The sequence below is a fragment of the Sorangiineae bacterium MSr11367 genome (assembly GCA_037157805.1).
GTDB classification, from domain to species: domain Bacteria; phylum Myxococcota_A; class Polyangia; order Polyangiales; family Polyangiaceae; genus Pendulispora; species Pendulispora rubella.
This window is the reverse complement of the sequence record CP089983.1, coordinates 9,668,469-9,687,656: the sequence shown is the minus strand read 5'-3', so window position 1 is coordinate 9,687,656 and position 19,188 is coordinate 9,668,469. Positions and strand designations below refer to the sequence as shown.

General features: G+C 65.9%; 12 protein-coding genes and 1 pseudogene. 12 read left to right on the top strand and 1 reads right to left on the bottom strand.

Annotation, left to right across the window (positions count from 1 at the left end; genetic code table 11):
• Positions 1-33 precede the first annotated feature (33 nt).
• A complete protein-coding gene (locus LVJ94_37270) occupies positions 34-1,455 on the bottom strand; it encodes an FHA domain-containing protein (GenBank protein WXB02553.1) in 1,422 nt (473 codons plus the stop codon).
• A 100-nt stretch (positions 1,456-1,555) separates the two neighbouring features.
• Between LVJ94_37270 and LVJ94_37265 the strand changes: the two genes are divergently transcribed.
• The 12 genes and pseudogenes from LVJ94_37265 to LVJ94_37210 all read left to right on the top strand — a co-directional run bounded on the left by LVJ94_37265 (position 1,556) and on the right by LVJ94_37210 (position 19,048).
• On the top strand, positions 1,556-3,052 hold the full coding sequence (locus LVJ94_37265) for a transglycosylase SLT domain-containing protein (protein WXB02552.1): 1,497 nt from the start codon (positions 1,556-1,558) through the stop codon (positions 3,050-3,052).
• A gap of 67 nt (positions 3,053-3,119) precedes the next feature.
• Complete coding sequence (tssH, locus tag LVJ94_37260; protein ID WXB02551.1) at positions 3,120-5,870, top strand: type VI secretion system ATPase TssH; 2,751 nt, start codon at positions 3,120-3,122, stop codon at positions 5,868-5,870.
• The gene (tssJ, locus tag LVJ94_37255; protein WXB02550.1) at positions 5,867-6,478 is read left to right on the top strand and encodes a type VI secretion system lipoprotein TssJ; all 612 of its coding nucleotides are present in this window, start codon (positions 5,867-5,869) and stop codon (positions 6,476-6,478) included. The genes tssH and tssJ overlap by 4 nt, the downstream gene beginning before the upstream one ends.
• A gap of 251 nt (positions 6,479-6,729) precedes the next feature.
• Positions 6,730-6,846 (top strand): annotated as a pseudogene (locus LVJ94_37250) (YIP1 family protein).
• 162 nt (positions 6,847-7,008) lie between these two features.
• Complete coding sequence (icmH, locus tag LVJ94_37245; protein WXB10782.1) at positions 7,009-7,668, top strand: type IVB secretion system protein IcmH/DotU; 660 nt, start codon at positions 7,009-7,011, stop codon at positions 7,666-7,668.
• Positions 7,665-11,246, top strand: coding sequence for a type VI secretion system membrane subunit TssM (tssM, locus tag LVJ94_37240; protein WXB02549.1), 3,582 nt, complete (start codon positions 7,665-7,667; stop codon positions 11,244-11,246). The genes icmH and tssM overlap by 4 nt, the downstream gene beginning before the upstream one ends.
• A 10-nt stretch (positions 11,247-11,256) precedes the next feature.
• Positions 11,257-12,228, top strand: coding sequence for a type VI secretion system-associated protein TagF (tagF, locus tag LVJ94_37235; protein WXB02548.1), 972 nt, complete (start codon positions 11,257-11,259; stop codon positions 12,226-12,228).
• 94 nt (positions 12,229-12,322) lie between these two features.
• Positions 12,323-13,681, top strand: coding sequence for a type VI secretion system baseplate subunit TssK (gene tssK / locus LVJ94_37230; protein ID WXB02547.1), 1,359 nt, complete (start codon positions 12,323-12,325; stop codon positions 13,679-13,681).
• The gene (tssA, locus tag LVJ94_37225; GenBank protein ID WXB02546.1) at positions 13,678-15,345 is read left to right on the top strand and encodes a type VI secretion system protein TssA; all 1,668 of its coding nucleotides are present in this window, start codon (positions 13,678-13,680) and stop codon (positions 15,343-15,345) included. Before tssK ends, tssA begins: the two co-directional genes overlap by 4 nt.
• Before the next feature lie 59 nt (positions 15,346-15,404).
• The gene (gene tssB / locus LVJ94_37220) at positions 15,405-15,902 is read left to right on the top strand and encodes a type VI secretion system contractile sheath small subunit (GenBank protein WXB02545.1); all 498 of its coding nucleotides are present in this window, start codon (positions 15,405-15,407) and stop codon (positions 15,900-15,902) included.
• Positions 15,903-15,904: 2 nt separating this feature from the next.
• Positions 15,905-17,392 (top strand): type VI secretion system contractile sheath large subunit, encoded by a 1,488-nt coding sequence (gene tssC / locus LVJ94_37215; protein WXB02544.1) that lies wholly within the window; start codon positions 15,905-15,907, stop codon positions 17,390-17,392.
• A 603-nt stretch (positions 17,393-17,995) separates the two neighbouring features.
• Positions 17,996-19,048, top strand: a complete 1,053-nt coding sequence (locus LVJ94_37210) for a hypothetical protein (GenBank protein ID WXB02543.1) — start codon at positions 17,996-17,998, stop codon at positions 19,046-19,048.
• Positions 19,049-19,188: the final 140 nt, after the last annotated feature.

Sequence of the window (19,188 nt, the reverse complement as noted above, 5' to 3'; positions counted from 1 at the left end):
TTCCCGTCTTCCTGTGAATTCTCTTTTCTTTTGTTAGCGCGTTGCGTTCGGCGGATAGCCGCCGTGCTGCGGGTGGGGGCCCGTGACGGCAGGGAGCTGGTGGGTGGGGGCGGAGTGCAGGGCCGCCGCGCGGGATGTCTCCGAGCCACCCTGCTCGCGGGCGAATTGCTTGTACTCCTCGACGAATTCGCGCCCGAAGATGAGACGGAACCGCTCGTTCTCTTCGTCGGCGAGATCTCCGTAGCGCTTGGCATAGATCTCCAGCATTTCGGGCGCGCGGCGCCAGCCTCCGAACAATCGCGTCAGCGCGGAGCGCTTCGATTGACGGTCGCGCCAGCTTTGATGAATCGCCTCGGGCGCGAGCTCCACGAGCAGCGCCTTCACGCCGCGCATGACGCCGTTGAGCATGCCCACTTGATGAACCATCAAATCGGCGAAGCTCCGTCGCAGGGCGCGCGAGGCGCGGTCGGTCGAGTCGTTCCAATCGAACAGCGCGCGTGAGAACTCCGCGGGTGTCTCCGGAAGCTGGAATTGCTCTTCCCCTTCCGACAACGCCATCTGCTGTTCGAATTTCTCCAATCCGGCCAAGAGCGGCACGTGCCCGAGCAACAGCTCGTCCACCGCCTGCCGAACCTTGTCGCAGAATGCGATGATCTCCGGCGGTGTCGTGGCCGGGCGCCCCAGATACCACTGGGAAAGGTAGCGCACGGCCTTGAGGGCCACGCCCTCCGGCGTTTGCCCGGATCCATCCACGGCAACGCCATAGTGACGAAACAGTTGCACGAACGCGTCGTTGCCCGAGAGCGTGGGAAACGACTGTTGAATCTGATGGCATGCCGGTGCGCGCGCCGCCGGCGGCAGGGACTCCAATTGCGTGGCAATGCGCGTGTACAGCTCGCGGGCCGCGGCCTCGTAGCTCTCGAAATAGACGTTCAGCGCCTCGGCCATCTGCGCCGCGCGCTGCGCGCCCGTGCTCGAGCCTTTGGCGACGGCAGCGGCCTGGGCCATGTAGTCGGCCGCGCTCATCGAGTCGACGCCCATCGTCTCGCTGAAATTGCCCACGACCGACCCATCGTCCGCGCCGAACGACGTCTGTCCCGGAAGCACCGCCTGCGGCGTGCTGCGCTGGGCGCGAATGCTCCAATTGCCGATGCGGAGCTCCCGCTCTTGATTGGCCGGCCCGAGCGAAACCCACCGATCGGGAAGGCGCTGACCATTTACATAAGTGCCATTGGCACTGCCTGCATCGCGAACGAGAAGCTCGTCGCCGCGAAGATCGACCTGGGCGTGCATGCGCGACACCTTCAAGTCGTCCTCGAGAATGCACGCGGAGACTTTGGGATCACGGCCGATCGGCACGGGAAGGCGATCGGTCGTGTGCTCGAAGCTGCGGTGGTCCACCACGTTGTAAACGCGGAGCTGTACGGCGTGGGTCACCCCACGACGCTGAACCACTCCAACGTCGAAGGCAAGCTCGTTGAAGAAGGTCGAAGGATGAATAGCTTTGCTGCCCTTGCCACGGTTGCCGATGGCATGCGACCTTCTGGTCCACCGAATGCGTAAGCCTGCGTTTTATGCGCTCGTTGGGGTCATTGGAGCGCTGCCGCTCGTGGGGGCGGGCATCGCGCTGACACGTCCGAGCGTCCGCGCCGCACTGCGCGGTTTCGTCAGCCCCGTGGCCATGGACGCCGGGACACTTGCCCGGCCCGACGGTGGTGGCGGCGGCCTTACGACTCTGCCGTCGATTGGCGCCGCAGCGGGGGCGGAATCGATTGAGCTGCGCGCCGTCGTGCAAGGCATTTCGCCCGACGGCGGCGCTCCCATTCCGCCCAAGGCGCAACCACCGCGAAAGGCTTCGCTCTTCGAGGGCGCCGCGCCGGGCGACTCGAAAAAGCTTCCCAAGGGCCTCAAACGCAGCGACCTCACCTCGCGCGACGACGTGAACGTCGACAATGCGATGGCCTCCCTCGTTCAAAACGACGGAACGCGCCGCACGCTCACCGATCGCGTCCAACGCACAGGGCGCTATCGCGACGACATCACGCGAATCCTTCGCGCGTGGAAGGTCCCCGAATCGCTCTTGGTCCTCGCGGTGACCGATGGCGGCTTTTCTCCGACCGAGGCCACGGGCGACGCCGTGGGCATCTGGAAGCTGACCCCCGACGTCGCGACGGCGTACGGCCTGGCCCTTCTCGAGAAGTACGATGAGCGCCGCAGTGTCGCGATTTCCACCGAGGCGACTGCCCACTATCTGGCCGATTTGCGCGAGCGATTTGGCAGCTGGGAGCTCGCGCTCTATGCATACGGAATCGGATATCGCACGGCCGTATCCGACATAGCGGCGCACTCCGTGACGGACTTCTGGACGTCCTTCGACGTTCTCACGCCCGACGGGAAGGATTACGTGATTCAGGTGCTGGCCACCGCGCAAGTGCTGGGAAATCTGCCGCGTTTCGGACTCGATCGCATGAAGCTCGACGACCCGATTCGCACCAGTGATCTCGAGGTTCCCGGTGGCGCGCCTTTGTCGGTGGTGGCGCGTGCTGCCAATACGAGCCTCGATCGGATTCGCGAGCTGAATCCGGAATATCTGTCGGACACCGTGCCATCGACCAAGTTCGCCATGGTCGTGCATTTGCCAACGGAAGGACTCGCTCGCGCCAAAGAAGTGTTGATGCCGCTTCTCTATTCGACGAACTCCGGCGTGGAAGGGCGCGCGGGCTCGGCCTTCGACTGGGGCAAGCGCAACTTGCCCAACGTCGACGCTGGCTCAACCGAAACTACCGCCGCCGCCCGCCCCATCAACGATGGCGTGGCCGTGGGTTCCGGTTCCGAGCGACGCGTCCTTTACCGCGCGCGAGAAGGCGATACGCTCGAGGGTCTCGCACGCGCCTACGGCGTCTCACCGGTGACGATCGTCACCGACAACGCGCTCGACCCTGCGGCCCCGTTGAAGGCAGGGGCACTTTTGACCATTCGCGCTCCGGAGGATGCCGGCGCGCCGGATCCGACCCCCGCCGCTCCCTCCAAATCGACGAAGAAGAAGAAGTAATCGCAACTCCCTAGCCGGCGGGACGCCGGCGCTTCGGAAACAAACTTCAAATCCCAGTGGTGATGTCATGCTGATTGCCGAACCGCGGGCCCTTCTCGAAAAGCTCAACTCCGTTTCCCGTCGCGCGCTGGAGGCTGCCGCAGGGGCGAGCGTTACGGGCAGGCACTACGAAGTCACCGTCGAGCACTTTCTGCATGCGCTGCTCGACGTGCGCGAGAGCGACTTGGTCGTGCTGCTCGATCGCTTCCAGATCGATCCGTCGCGCACGCGCGCGCGCCTGCACAAGAGCCTCACGGAGCTGCGCACCGGCAATGCGGGCCGCCCTGGATTCAGCCCGCTGCTCCTCGAGCTGCTGCAAGACGCATGGATCTACGCGACCACCGAGCTTCACGCGACGCGCCTGCGTTCCGGCGCGGTCCTCGTGCGCTTGCTGCACGCGCCCGGCCGTTACCTGCCGCTCGACGTCACGCTGTTCGAGGGGCTGCCGACGGACGATTTGCGCAAAAACCTTTTGATCCTGGCGGGCGAAAGCGCCGAGGCCATCGAAGACGCGGCCGCGGAGTGGTCCGGCGGTGGCGGGGCGAGGCCGTCCGGCGGGGCTCCGGCACCGGGGGCGGGCGGGGACACGGCGCTCGCGCGCTTCACGACGAACCTGACGGAGCGCGCCAAGAAAGGCGGGATCGATCCCGTGTTCGGGCGCGAGGGCGAGGTGCGGCAGGTCGTCGACATCCTGTGCCGCCGCCGAAAGAACAACCCGATCATCGTGGGCGAGCCCGGCGTCGGAAAGACGGCGCTCGTGGAAGGCCTCGCGGTGCGCATCGCCGAGGGCGACGTGCCCGAGTTCCTCAAGGACACGCAGGTCGTGGTCCTCGACTTGGGCTCGCTGCAGGCCGGCGCCGGCGTGAAGGGCGAGTTCGAAAACCGACTCAAGTCGGTCATTTCCGAGGTGAAAGCCTCGCCCAAACCCATCGTGCTCTTCATCGACGAAGCGCACACGTTGATCGGAGCGGGCGGTGCACAGGGCGCGGGCGACGCGGCCAATCTGCTGAAGCCCGCGCTCGCCCGCGGCGAATTGCGAACCATCGCCGCGACCACCTGGGCCGAGTACAAGCGCTACTTCGAGAAGGACGCCGCCCTGGAGCGACGTTTCCAGCCGGTGAAGGTCGACGAACCGGGCATCGAGGCGGCGGTCCTCATGCTCCGCGGCCTCGCGCAGCGCTTCGAGGAAGCCCACGGCGTCGTCATCCGCGATGAGGCCGTGCGCGCGGCGGTCACCTTGTCGAGCCGCTACATCGCCGGGCGCCAGCTGCCCGACAAGGCCGTCGACCTTCTCGATACGAGCGCCGCGCGTGTGCGCGTCTTGCGGGGGGCCCCTCCGGCGGCCCTCGAGGACGCACGGGCCGAGCTGGCCGCCGTCGAGCGCGAGATCGGTGCCTTCGGTCGGGACCATGCGGCCGGGGTCGTCGTCGACGAGGAAGGCCGCAAGGCCGCGGAGAGCAAGCGCGACGAGCTGCGCGAGCGCGTGGCCACCCTGGAAGCGCGGCTCGCGGAGCAACGGGCCCTCGTGCAGCGCGTGGACGAACTTCGTCGCGACGTCGCGAAAATTGGCAACCCCGGGGCCGGAGCGGCCGAACAAGAAAAGGGGAAGGGGGAGGCCAAGCCTTCAACGCCTTCAACGCAAACCGCGCCTGAAACCGCTGTCGAGCACGCCGCCAAATTGGAAGACCTGCGCATTGCCCTGGGCCGTCTTCGTGCCATTCCGCGCGAAGAGCTGGTCGTTTTCGCCGATGTCGATGAGACACTGGTCGCCACCATCGTGGCCGATTGGACGGGCATCCCGGTGGGCCGCATGGTGCAGGACGATGTGGCGGCGATTCTGTCCCTGGAAGATCGCCTGAGGCAGCGCGTTCGCGGGCAAGATCCGGCCCTCTCGGTCATCGCGCGCGAACTTCGCTCCGCCCGTTCGGGCCTCAAAGCCCCGGGCGCACCGCTGGGCGTCTTCCTCTTGGTGGGCCCGAGCGGCGTGGGAAAGACCGAAACGGCCCTGGCCCTTGCCGACCTGTTGTTCGGTGGCGAGCGTTTCGTGGTCACCATCAACATGAGCGAGTTCCAGGAGAAGCACACGGTCTCGCGCCTGATCGGCTCACCCCCGGGGTACGTAGGCTTCGGCGAAGGGGGCATGTTGACCGAGGCCGTGCGCCAGCGCCCCTACTCGGTCGTTCTGCTGGACGAAGTCGAGAAAGCGGATCGCGAGGTGATGAACCTCTTCTATCAAGTCTTCGACAAGGGCATGCTGGCCGACGGTGAGGGGCGCGTGATCGACTTCGCCAACACGGTCGTGATCATGACGTCGAACCTCGCCACGGATCTCATCACGCACGCTGCCGATCCTGCGGCGGGTGAGGTGCCCAGCCACGACGACTTGATTTCCCTGGTCAAGCCCACGTTGAGCGCGCACTTCAAGCCCGCGCTCCTCGCGCGCATGACGGTGGTTCCGTACATCCCCATCCGCTCCGAGGCGCTTCTGGGCATCACCCGCATGAAGCTCGGCGCGGTGGCCGCACGCACGCGGGAAGCGCACGGCCTCGAGCTCGAGATCGACGATGCCGTGATCGACGCCGTTGCCGCCCGTTGCCGCGAGGTGGAAAGCGGCGCGCGCAACGTGGATCACATTCTTCGCGGGACGATCCTCCCGCTCGTCTCCAACGCTTTGCTCGAGGGTATCGCGAGCGGCAAGGCGACGCGAAAGCTTCGCCTGACGACGGACGACGCTCTTTCAGGTTCTGCGGGTTTTGTCTGTATTTCGGAGGAAAAATGATGCTGCGAGGGCTCGTGCGGGTTGGAACGGTGGTTGCGGTCGCGGGATGCATGGCCTTTCTGGGATGCGGTGGAGGCCAAGCTGCGGCCCCGCCGGCCGCGGCCCCCGCAAAGTGCGAGCCTCAGCACGTCACCGTGTCGGTGCTTGCCTCTCAGAGCATCAACACGACGGACGAAGGCCAAGCGCGCCCCGTCGTCATCCGCGTCTACCAGCTCAAAGGCGACACGCGTTTGTACAACGCGAGCTTCGAGCAGATTTGGCATCAAGACAAAGAGACGTTGGCCGAAGATCTCGTCAAGATGAACGAGGTCCAGGCCTACCCCGCGACCCGCGCGGATCTGAAGTTCGACCGCGCCGAGGGCGTCGAATACGTGGCCGCCGTCGCCCTGTTCCACAATCCTCGGGGCAAGGCTTGGTACACCGCATTCGACCTGCCGCCCCAGCCCGATCCGGGCAAGTGCGGCACGTGCGAAGACGAAGACTGCACGGATCGCCCGGTACAAAACGCAGAACTCGCGTTCTGGATCGACGGGAGCAAAGTCGACGACGGTACGGACCACGTCGATGACTTCCCGTCGACAGGACCGATGAAGAAGAGGAAGAAGTGAGCCGCACAGTCCAATTCTCACCGAATCAGGGCGCCCCGCCGGGTGGTCAACAACCGGGGCAGCCGCAGGGACAGGGACAGCCGCAGCAGGGGCAGCCGCGTCCGCAGCAGCAACAACCGCCACACCCGCAGCAGCCGTATCCCCAGCAATATCCAGGAGCGGCCCCCCAAGCTGGGCCTGGGGCGTACCCGCAGCAGCCGCAAGGACATTACCCCTCGCAGCCGCACGCGCCCCCCGGAGTACCCTATGGCCCGCCTCCGGGAGCTCCTCCGCAGCAGGCGCCGTACGGTGCTCCGCCGCAGCAATACGGCACGCCGCCTCCCCCTCAGATACCGGGGCAGCCGGCGTGGCCTGCGCAGCCTCCTCCCCACCAAGTGCAAGTGCGGCCACCTCCGGGAGTGGCCCCGCAAGCCGGCCCCGAGGCCAAGGGTGGAGCAGGGCAGGGCACCATGGCCGTTGCGGCGACCGCCGTTGCGCCGCCCGCGGCGGTGGCGAACATCACGCGCACCGAGCATCCGTTGCTCGCGCCGATGTACTGGGCGTGCGCCGACTTGTTGGCCTTCGCTCCGCAACTCGCCCAGGGCGAGCATCTGCCTGCGCCCGAGGCGCTGCGCAACACGTGCCGTGGCATGTTCAACGAAATGGGCCGCCGCGCCCATGAATCGAACATTCCGCCGGAGGACGTGCGCGATGGGCAATATGCCATCGTGGCGCTCTTGGACGAGCAGATCCTCCGCGGCCAGTGGCCGGGCCGCGCGGAGTGGAATGCCAATTCGTTGCAGTTTACCTATTTTCAAGAGAACACCGCCGGCGAGGGCTTTTTCCGCCGCCTGGATGCTCTCCGCAACGAGCCCCACCGCGCGCACGTTCTGCAGATCTACTTCCTCTGCCTCGCGATGGGCTTTCAGGGCCGGTATCAAATGGCGGGCGGCGAAGGCCTGGCCCAGGTCATCGAGCAGACGGCGGCCGTTCTCGATCGCTTCGTGCCCTCGAGTGACATCATCAGCCCGCACGGCGAGCCGCCCGATTTGGGCCGCAACCTCTTCACCCGCGACATGCCGCTCATTCGCATCGGCATCGGCATCGTGGCCCTCGCGATCGTCGCCTTCATTGGTCTCAAAGTCATCATCGGGCTCAGCGCGTCGAGCGCCACGAAGCAGATGAAGTCCTACGCCACGAGCACGAAATGATTCTCTGGATTTCCATTGCGCTGAGCGCCGCCGCCATCCTTGCCATTTGGCTCATCGGATGGTTCTTCGCCATTTCGCTGGTCATCAAGCTCGTTCTCACGGCCGCCGTCCTCCTCATCGGTGCACTCGTGGCGGGGCTTATTCTCTATTTGCGTTACACCGCCGCGCGGGATCTCGAGCAGTCGATGCTCCAGCAGGGGCAGGCGCAAATCGCCAGCACCCGACCCGATCGGCGCGAGGCGGTGATGGAGCTGCAGGGAAAAATGCAGCAGGCCATCATGGCCCTCAAGAAGAGCAAGCTCGGTTCGCGCAGCGGCGCTTCGGCGCTCTACGCGCTTCCCTGGTACATCATCGTCGGCCCGCCGGGCGCGGGTAAGACCACGGCCATCAAGCACTCGGGACTCGTATTCCCGATGGATAGTGCGCAATCGGCGTACCGGGGCGTTGGTGGAACGCGCAATTGCGACTGGTGGTTCACCAACGACGCCATCCTGCTCGATACCGCGGGTCGATATGCCACGGAGACCAACGACCAGGACGAGTGGCTCACCTTCCTCGATTTGCTGAAGAAGCACCGTCCGAGCCGGCCCATCAACGGGTTGATCGTCGCCATCAGCCTGGCCGATCTCGCCGTGTCGCACGACCAGGGCATCGACGACGTTGCGCGCCGCATCCGCGCCCGCGTCGACGAGATTGCGACCCGCATCCAGATGATGGTCCCCATCTACGTCGTGCTCACCAAGTGCGATCTCGTGCAGGGCTTCGTCGAGTTTTGGGACGACCTGCGCAAGAGCGAGCGCGGGCAGATCTGGGGAATGAGCTTCGCGCTCAACACGACGGACGACCCGCGTGGAGCCTTCGAGCGCGAATTCGCCGGTCTGGTGAAGACGCTGCACGCACGGGCGATCCGCAGCTTCCGCCGCGAGCGGCGCGTGGAGATGCGCCAGAAGATCGCGGAGTTTCCGCTGGAGTTCGCACCGCTTCGCCATCACGTCGGCCTGTTCCTGCAGGCGCTCTTCCAGAAGAACCGCTTCCAGGAGACGCCCATTCTGCGCGGCGTCTACTTTACGAGCGGCACCCAGATGGGTACGCCCACCGCGCGCGTGGTCGCGTCGATGGCGCAAGCCTTCGGCATGCGGGGCCAAAACGCCGCCGCCTTGCGCCCGCAACAGACGGAGGCCAAGAGCTTCTTTCTGACCGACGTTTTCCAGAAGGTCATGTTCCGCGATCAGAGCGTCGCGGGCCGCACGGAGGCCGATCGCCAGCGTCGATTCTTGACCCGCGGCGCATTCGCCCTGGCGGGCGTGCTCCTCGGCGCATGCTTGGTGCTGCCCGCGTTCTTCACCTTCCTGCGCAACCGCGAGCTGGTCAGCTCCACGCAGGACATCGCGGCCCGCGTGCAATCGGTGAAGTGGGGCGAGGGAACGAGCCTGAAAGACGGCGCCCCGCAACTCGATGCGGCACAAGTCCGCCTCAAGGAGCTCGACGGCTGGGAGCAAGGTTCTCCACCGCTGAACCTACGCTGGGGCATGTACACCGGCGACGATCTCGACGAAGGTCTGCGCGATCTCTATGGCGCGGTGCTCGCCCGGGTGGCCGTGGCACGCGCGCACACCGAGCTGGAGTCGCGGCTTCGCGCGATGGACAGCGGGCCGGTGCGCACGAACGAGAACTTCAGCAAAGATTATGACACGCTCAAGTTGTACCTGATGATGGGTGAGCCCGAGCACATGGATGCCGAGTGGGCGGCCCCGCGTCTCGTGCACGAGTGGGCGCTCACCGCGCACACCCGCGTGGCGAACGAGGAAGATTTGCTGCTTCCCCACGTGGCCTACTACTTCGAGCTCATCAAGCGGAAGGCCATCAAGCCGTGGACCATCGATGCGTCGGTGGTGTCGAAGTCGCGGTCCATTCTTGCGCAGGTGCCGCAGGTGGAGCGCCTCTACGAATCGCTGGTGCGCGATGCGAACGTGGAGATCGCGCCCATCCGGCGCGAGACTGTCTTCTACGGTAGCGTGGCGCCGTTCATTCAGTCGAAGCGCGGCGCCAAGGTCGACGGCGCCTACACGAAGAACGGGTGGCTTCGCGTGCGCGACCTTCTGGGCGTGCAGCGCGCGAAGCTCGCGGCGGAAAAGTGGGTGCTCCAAGAAGGCGACGCGGGGGCCGAGGATCAGGCCATCGGCAAGCTGCGCGAGCTCTACTTCGAGCGCTACAAGAACGCCTGGCGCGACTTCCTGGCGGACCTTCAGGTTCAAGATCCGGGCAACTCCGATCTGGCCCTCGACGAGATGAGCGCCCTCAGCGAACCCGAATGGCCGTACCTGCGCCTGATGCGCGTCATGCGCGAGCACATCATGCTCGACATGTCCGAGCCCGAAGCGGGCGCCGACGGCGGCATCCTCGACAAGATCAAGGAAGTGGCCGGAAAGAAGGCCGCAGAGAAGGCCGACGAGAAGGCCAAGCAGGTCGTCGACGGTGGCCTCGGGCTGGGCGGCGGGGCGAAGAAGCCCGGCGTCGGAGCTTCGCCGGTCGAAGTCGCGTTCCGGCCGATGCTGCGCTTCGGTCTTCCCCCTGGCGAGGTGCCCGAAGGGTCGCTTCCCCCGCCCACGGGCCTCACGCAGTACCAATCGCTGCTCGCCGGGTTGGTGGCGGCGCTCACGGATCTGCGCGACAACGAGCAGCAGGCGGATCCGCGCGCCGCGACGGCGAAGTTCCAGGACGCCACGCGGCAGACCACGCAGCTTCTCACGGAGCAGGATGGCTTCACGCGTCCCTTGCTCTCACCGCTGCTTCTCAACCCGATCCAACTGGCGGCCAACGTCGTCGTCGGCGGCTCGGGCCAAATCGCTGGAGGCAATTGGGAGACGGAGGTCTGGCAGCCGAAGTGGCAGCCCAAGTTGCAGGGTCGCTACCCGTTCTCGAGCTCCGGTCCCGACGCTCCGCTGGCCGACTTCGTCGAATTCTTCCGGCCCGGTGATGGCGCGTTGTGGGGCTTCTACGACGCGACGTTGAAGTCGATGATCGATCACAGCGGCAACAAGTTCTCCGCCTCGCGCCGGCTCCGCTCTGCGGTTCCGTTCGAGGGCGAGTTCCTGAGCAATTGCCTTGGCCGCGGATGGGACATCACCGAAACGGTGTTTCCGAAGAGCACCGACGCGAAGGTCGAACCGGCCGTCGTGTTCGACGTGAACCTGCACTCGGTCAGCGAGAAGGTGGCGGAGGTCTACTTCGAGGTGGAAGGGGTCAACCGCACCTACCGCAACGAGCCCGAGCGCTGGCTCACCGTCACCTGGCCCGGGAAAGGCGCCCACGGCGCGAAGCTTCGGGTCAAGGGCGAGGGGCTCAACGAGGAGATCGGGCGGCAGGGCGATTTCGGCCTGTTCCACCTGCTCGACGCCGCGGAGATCAAACAAGGTACGGTTGGCGACAAGGCCGTACTGATCGCGACGTTCGACATCAAGGGCACCAAGCCACCGGCACAGGTGAAGCTCGATATCAAGCCGGCACGCGAACAAAATCCGCTGCAAGGTGGCTTCTTCCGCAGCTACCAATGTCCGCGTAGAATCGTCGGCCGATAAAGGAGGACGGGTGCACGGCGGAAGCTTCATCGGTGCCATCGGTAAGGTTCCCCAGTACGCGGAGTTCGTCCGCATTCGCCCCCATGGAGAGCTCGTGACCAGCTTCGAAGCGTGGCTCGCGAGCGGTCTCGAATGGGGGCACATGCGTCACGGCGACGCGTGGCGCACGAGCTTCGACCAAGGGGCGGTTTACGCCTTCGTGTGGACGCATCGCTCGCAGCCCGATGCGGCGCTCTGCGGAATCATCGCGCCGAGCCGCGATGCGGTGGGAAGAAGCTACCCCATCACCGTGTTCGCCGTCGTACCCACGGCGCTCTTCGGCGACGCGCCCCATGCCATCCCTCTCGCCTTCGGCGACTTTTTCGACCAGGCCTACAACGTGCTGCACTCCGCATCGTCGGCTGTTCCGGACTCCGGTCGCCTGGCGGCGCCGGGGGCCGTTCCATTCGATCAGGCGCTCTCGTGGTTGCAGGTTCCTAGCTACGAGACCGTCGTCGCGGCCGGGACGGAATACGCCAACTGGTGCGCGGGAAGCGCGCCCGAGCAAGCGTGGCTTCCGCTTTTCGCAGAAGGCTCCAAGGGCGCCGAGCGCGCCCTTTCGATGCTCGCCCTCGCCATCGAACCGATCCGCGGGGTCGAACGCCCGCCGACCAAGCTTGGTGCACGCCTGTCACTTGGCGCGGGTGGCGCGGGCGCGGCGGTCGTGTGGCTCGACGTGATTCGACGGATGGCGCGTTGGCGCGGGACCGTGCCGGCATGTTTCTGGTCCATGCAAACGCGCGCCCTGCTGGTGCATTTTGGGGATGTACCGCAGACCACGTTGGCCGAACTATGGATGCCGGATTCGGACAACGAATCCCTCGTTCCGGTCGATGGAACCCAAGCAGCCTCACATGCTCCTCACCTCACGCAATGGGTGGGGGGCGCCTTTCGCGAAGCCCACTCGAGTTTCGCGGATGTGCTTCACGCATTGACCTCATAGGGCGTTGCAGTAGAGCCAACAATTTCTGTAGCGTATTCGACCAATCGTTTGTTCTCTTCGTTGCCGGTGACCCTCTGAAATCGAAGAAGGCGGGATGAAGCCGCGTAAGCCGCTCTGGACCAAAGGTCTCTTTTTAGCGCAACACCATCTGCAGGCGCAGGACCGCTACCACGAGCGGCTCCTGGCCGCGCGGCTCGAGTCGGTGTTGCCGTATGCGTGGGGCGTCGTCGAGCTCGAGATCGACGAAGCCGCGCTCCGCGCTGGACAACTCCGCGTCTCGCGGCTCGATGCCATCTTACCCGATGGCACGCCCCTCGTCGTCGGCGATGGGCAAGTGGATGACGTTCTTCCCGCGCGTCCCGTCGACGCGTTCACGGGGAAGAACCTCACCGTCTACGTCGCAGTCCCACGATCGGACGGGTCCACCGCCGCGGTCGACTTTAGCGGAGACCCCGCGACCACGAGCCGGTTCATCGCGACCGAGGCGCGCGAGCTCGATAGCTCCACCGCCAAGGAAGAGAGACCCGTCGGGTGGCTGCGCCACAACGCGCGCATCACCTTCGGCGCCGAGCCGCTCGATCGCTTCGACGCGCTTCCCGTTGCGGAGCTGGTGCGCTCGGCTTCGGGTGCGGTCGCACTGCGCGACACCTTCATCCCGCCGGTGCTCCGCGTGGGCGCATCGCGCTACTTGGCCGATGGCTTCCGTCGCGTGCTCGCCACGATGATCGCGAAGCAACAGAGCCTCGCGCAGAGCCGCCGGCTTCGCTCGGCCTCGGTCGTCGATTTCCAAGCGCAGGACGCCGCCAAATTCTGGCTGCTGCACACGCTCAACCAGACGATCCCGATGATCGCGGAGATCGTCGACAAGCCAGAGACGCCGCCGCGCGAGGCGCACAGCGCGCTCGCGCAACTCCTCGGCATGCTCGGCACCTTCGACGCCGAGGCCGATCCGACGACCATCCCGAAGTACAACCACCTCGGGCTGGGCGAAGTCTTCGACGTGATGTTCAACCGCGTGCTCAAGCTGCTCGATACGGTCATCGCCGAGCGCTACGTCACCGTTCCGCTCAAGGTGCACGAGCGCGGCCTGTACACGGGCGAATTCCGCGATCCCGGGTCGCTGCCGTACGACTACTTCCTCGCGGTGAGCGGCACGGGCAACATTTCCGAGCCGCAAATTCGCGAGCACGTTCCGCGCCTCGCGAAGATCGCCTCGACGGCGCGCATCGAGTCGCTCATGCACTCCGCGGTCTCCGGGGCACGCATTGCACACGAGTATCGCGTGCCGGCAGCGCTTCCCGTCAAGCCGGGGGTCCTCTTCTTTCGTATCGAGAAGGCGAGCGACTACTGGCGTGAGATCCTCACCACGGGTGGCGTCGCCATCTACCTCCCCATCGACCCGGCGACCGTGCAGCTCTCCCTGTACGGCACCGAAGCCCAGACGCTCCAATGACCACCTTCGACGAAGAGATCCGCTCCCGCACCGCGCCGTATGCGAACCCGCTTTCGGGGACGCCCACCGGGAGCGATCTATCGTACGACCCCGAGTTCGAGCGGGTGGCGGCCGAGATCGAGAAGCTCTCCAACCTGACCGGCGGCAGCGTCGATTGGATGCTTGTCTCGGACGATGCCTCGCGCATGCTCACCGAGCGGACGAAGGACTTCCGCCTCGCCGGCTGGCTCACGGTGGCCAAGGCGCAGCGCGAAGGATGGCGCGGCGTTGCCGAGGGCCTGTTCGCGATGCAGGCTTTGGTCGACGGCTTCTGGGACAACATGTTCCCGCCGTTGAAACGCGCCCGCGCCCGCGCCGGCGTGCTCACGTGGCTGTGGGAGACGTTGGACGGCATTTTCACCCCCCGCGCCGTTTCGGCGGCGGATGCGGACGCCCTCAAGGCGCTCGAGACGCTCGTCACGGAGCTCGACGAAAAGCTTGGCGCGAAGCTTGGCGACTTGAACCCCGGCGTCGGGCGATTCCGCATCGTCGTTCGTGAGAAGGTCCGCGCGCTGCCGGCACCTCCGCCCCCCAAGGTGGAGGCACCGGTTCAAGTTCCCCCCCTCCCCAGCCCTCCCCCTCCGGGGGAGGGAGCCATGAACGGCACGAACGGCGTGCCCGTTCCTGTGGCGGTTGCGGCGGTCGCGCAGGTTGCGGCCGTGGTGCAGGCGGTGCAGGCCGTTTCCGTTCCCGCGGCACCCGCGGCCGCACCGACGGGTGGCTCGCTCGAGGAACTGCAAGACGCCGCCTCGAAATGGCAAGACGGGCTCCTGGAGTTGGCCAAAGCCGCACGTGCGACGGCACCGGCGGATCCCTGGCCCTTCCGGCTTCTTCGCGTGGCCACCTGGCTCACCATCGACGGCCTTCCGGAGGTCGACAAGGGTCGCAAAACCTACGCGCGCTCGGCCCCCGGCGACGACTGGAACAACCTATCGAGCTTTTTCGAAGCTTCGAACTGGCAGGCTCTCGTGGAGGCCGCGGAGAACGCGCTCGCATCGAACCCGTTTTGGCTCGACGTGCACCGTTATTCGGCCGTCGCGCTCGAGAAGCTCGAACGCGCCGATGCGCGCGACACGGTGGGGCGCGAGGTCGTCGCATTTCTCTCGCGCATGCCCAAGCTGGAGGAGCTCGAGTTCTCCGACGAGATGCCCTTTGCTTCCCCGGAGACGCGCGAATGGATCGCGGCCGAGCGCGCACGCTGGGGCGCAGCCGGCGCCGGCGCTGCACTCGGTGGTGGCAAGGGTGCCGAGATCGCAGCTGCGGTCGTGGAGGCCGTTGGCGGCATCGGCGAAGGGAGCGACGTGGCCATCGCCAAAGTGCTTCGCGCCGCGGAACGAAGCGACGTGCGAAGCCGTTTCGTGGGCAGGCTCGAAGTTGCTCGAGTGGCCCTCGACAAAGAGCGTTACGATCTCGCGCAAGACGTCGCGGAGCTTCTCCTGCCGGAGATCACCGAGACGTTGGAAGCATGGGAGCCGGCACTCGCGGCCGACGCTCTCGCAAATTGTTTGCGTGCTCTGCAGACACGCAACCGCGACGAGGGGGCGGTCGATGAGAGAGAGAGCCAACTTTTTCGTCGTTTACTGAAACTGGATCCGGAAGCCGCGCTGCGCTTGCGAGCTTCTTGAGTGGCATCGCAGCAACTGTTCAGCAACTGAACGCGTAGAGGAAGAAAGGGAGTTTACCGATGGCCAAAGAGGGAAGCGTCGCTCCGCAGGAGCGCGTCAACATTACGTACAAGCCCTCGACGGGGGACGCACAATCTGAGGTGGAGCTCCCGCTGAAGATGTTGTTCGTGGGCGACTACACCGGTCGCGCCGACGAGCGGCCCCTCGAGGATCGAAAGCCGATCAGCATCGACAAGGACAATTTCCAGAGCGTCCTTGCAGAGCACAACCTGCAGCTCTCGCTCAACGTCCCCAACACCCTCGTCGAAGGGCAGGAGAAGGGCGAGCTTGCGGTCAGCCTGCAGTTCAAGCGCCTGACCGACTTCGGCCCCGAGGCCGTCGCCGAGCGCGTTCCGGAGCTGCGTCAACTTCTCGAGCTGCGCCGCGCGCTGACCGCGCTCAAAGGCCCGCTCGGCAACGTGCCCGCGTTCCGCAAGAAGATTCAGGCACTCATCGGCGACGTCGCGGCGCGCGAAAAGCTCCTCGGTGAAGTCGGTGTTGGGAAGGGTGAGGGTTGATCATGGCAAACGAATTGGAGAATCAAGGCGCAGGAGCGACCACCACCACCGAGCAGGGCGGCTCCTTGCTCGACGAGATTCTGCTCGAGACGAAGCTCACCCCGACGGACGACGGGTACGACGTCGCCAAGCGCGGCATCCGCGCCCTCATTGGCGAGCTTCTCACGCCGGGCCACGCCACGGAAAAAGTCGACAAGGCCTTCGTCGACGCGATGATCGCCGAGCTCGACTCGAAGCTGTCGAAGCAGATCGATCACATCCTGCACCACCCGGATTTCCAGAAGCTGGAGTCGGCCTGGCGCGGGTTGAAGTTCGTCGTCGACCGCACGGACTTCCGCGAGAACATCAAGGTGGAAGTGCTCAACGTCTCCAAGGAAGACTTGATCACGGACTTCGAAGATGCTCCCGAGGTCACCAAGAGCGGCCTTTACAAGATCGCGTACACGGCGGAATACGGCACCTTCGGTGGCCGGCCGTACGGCGCCATCTTCTCGAACTACGTGTTCGGTCCCGGCCCGCAGGACGTTGCCCTTCTTCAGAAGGTCGGCGCGGTGGCGGCCATGGCGCACGCACCGTTCTTCGGCGCGGCGGGTCCGCAGTTCTTCGGTGAGAAGAACTATCTCAATCTGCCGAACCTGAAGGACCTCAAGTCGCTCTTCGAGGGCCCGCAGTACACGAAGTGGCAAGCGTTCCGCGAGTCGGAAGACGCGCGCTACGTCGCGCTGCTCCTGCCGAACTTCCTCCTGCGCCTCCCCTACGGCGCGAACACGGCGCCCACCAAGGCGTTCGACTACTCGGAGGACGTCGTGGGCAACCACAGCGCGTACCTCTGGGGCAATGCCACGTACTCGCTCGCCACGCGCGTGGGCGACAGCTTCGCCAAGTACCGTTGGTGCCCGAACATCGTCGGCCCGCAGGCCGGCGGCACGGTCGACAACCTGCCGCTGCACCAGTACGAGGCCATGGGCGAGGTGCAGACGAAGATCCCGACCGAGGTGCTCATCAGCGAGCGCCGCGAGTTCGAGCTCAGCGAGGAGGGCTTCATCTCCCTCGTCGCGCGCAAGGACAGCGACAACGCGGCCTTCTTCTCGGCGAACAGCGTGCAGAAGCCGAAGACCTTCGGACAATCGCCCGAGGGCAAAGACGCCGAGCTCAATTACCGCCTCGGTACGCAGCTCCCGTACCTCTTCGTGGCGAACCGCATTGCTCACTACTTGAAGGTCATTCAGCGCGAGCAAATCGGCACGGCGAAGGAGCGCGGCGATCTCGAGAACGAGCTCAATTCGTGGATCAAGCAGTACGTCGCCGATATGGACTCGATCACCCCGGCCGTGCGCGGCAAGCGCCCGCTCCGTCAGGCCGAGATCAAGGTGACCGATGTCGAAGGAAACGCGGGCTGGTACCGCGTCAGCATGAAGATTCGCCCGCACTTCCGCTACATGGGCGCCTTCTTCACGCTGTCCCTCGTTGGTAAGTTGGACAAGGAATAGCGCCTTACTCCGTCGAGTTTTCGCGTTCCAGGGATGCCGCGCGTGGAGGATTCCGCGCGCGGCATTCGTCGTTTGTTCCGCCGAAGAAATGTCCGTTGGAGGAGGCAAGTCGCGGTTGCCAGCGCGATTTGCGCCATTGGCGACAACACGCCAGAGGCCGCGGACGATTAGCTTACGCCTCCCCTCGATTTGCAGCCCGTGACCCCGCACGACACGAAACCAGAAACGCCTCGCGCCCTGCGCTCTGCATTTTCGCTCTACCATCGAAATGCGCTACGCTGCGAATCGTCTCGTTCTCTTCAGCAGCGGGACCAGCCGTCAGGTCCGATGAACGACAGCAACACCGATCCTGCGAATTCTCGCTTGCCGTTCGAGCAAGAACCGCCTGCGTCCACGGCTTCAGGACCGGCCCCCCAAGCTGGGCCTGGGGCAGGACCAGCCGCGCCCGCGGGGGCCGTGGCAGGGGGCACGGGGGACAAGCCCGCGGCTCGTCTCGCATCGACGAATGCCACCGTGGTTTCCGGACCGGCACCTCCGTTTCAGGAGAGTGGTCGTCCATCGCGTCCGACGCCGGCGCCGGCCGCCAGCGTGAAGGGGGCGCGCATGAGCCCGCTACCGTATGCGCGGCCGCGCCCCTCCGTGACGAACGCGACCGTTCCCGGTGTGGCCCCGCCTGCCGTCTACTCCGCCTCGCCGAGCTCCAACGAGGAGTTTCGACTTCCGCGGGTCCTGCCCGACGTCGTGGACTTCAATGCCACCGTGCCGGATGCACCTCCGAGCGCGAACATGACGGTCCCAGGGCTCGGTGGCGAGCTTCGCCACAACACCGAGCCCATTCCGATCGAGTTGCCGTTGGTCGGACCCGCAAGCGGTCCCGGGGCGCTGGTCGGCCCTGCGAGCGGGCTCGGACCCGCGTCGGACCCCTTCGTCGAGAACGCGATCACGGCGCCTGCGCCCCTCACCCCCAAATCGGGGGCGCCTTCACCGGGCGCGCTGGGAAAGATCCCCGCCCCGCCGCCCGACCCGGACGACTTGGTGCGTGGCCTGGAAAAGGACCGCGGCACGCAAACGCCCATCGCCCACGTGGCCGAGTCGCGTGGACGGGATGGCGCTTCGCACGCCGCGATCGTGCAACCGGCCCAGGGCCAAGCGCCGCGTCCCATCGAGCCGCTGGTCGTGGTCGACGTGGGCACCGATCCCACGAGCCGCAGTGTGACGTCGGCCGTCTCCACGCCCACGCACGCGGCCATCTCCGAGGTGCCGCGCGGTGTTCCCCGCACCAAGGGGCGGGTCATCTTGATGCTCTGCATCTTCGGCGTATGCCTCATGCTCGCCGTCGGCATCCTGGGCACGCTGGCCGCGAAGTACCTGCCCCACGCCCCGCAGCAGCAAGCAAGGGAGGGGGCGGCGACGGTCACGCCGTCGGCGCGTGCGGCACTCAAGCCGCCCTCGCCCGCCGTCGCATCCCCTTCGATTTCGGCCCCCAAGGCTTCCGCGGTGCCACCGCCGCCCTCCAGCGAGCCGGAACAAGCCGACGAATCCGCTGCGCCCTCGCGCCCCCCGGCCTCGCGTTCCACGACGTCGCGCCCCTCCAAGTCGTCCGCACCGTCCGCCCCCGTGCGGCACGCGAATGAGCTGGAGCGAGGTATCGATTAACGAGCAACGTTCGCGACCGGGCGGACGAAGCTTAGTACGACGCACGATGCGATCATCCGGTGGGGCTGTGCCCCACGAAGCGCCGCCGCGCTTTGGAGCTTCTCCCGGAGACGGCGGGGTCGCATCGTGCGTTCGCCTTC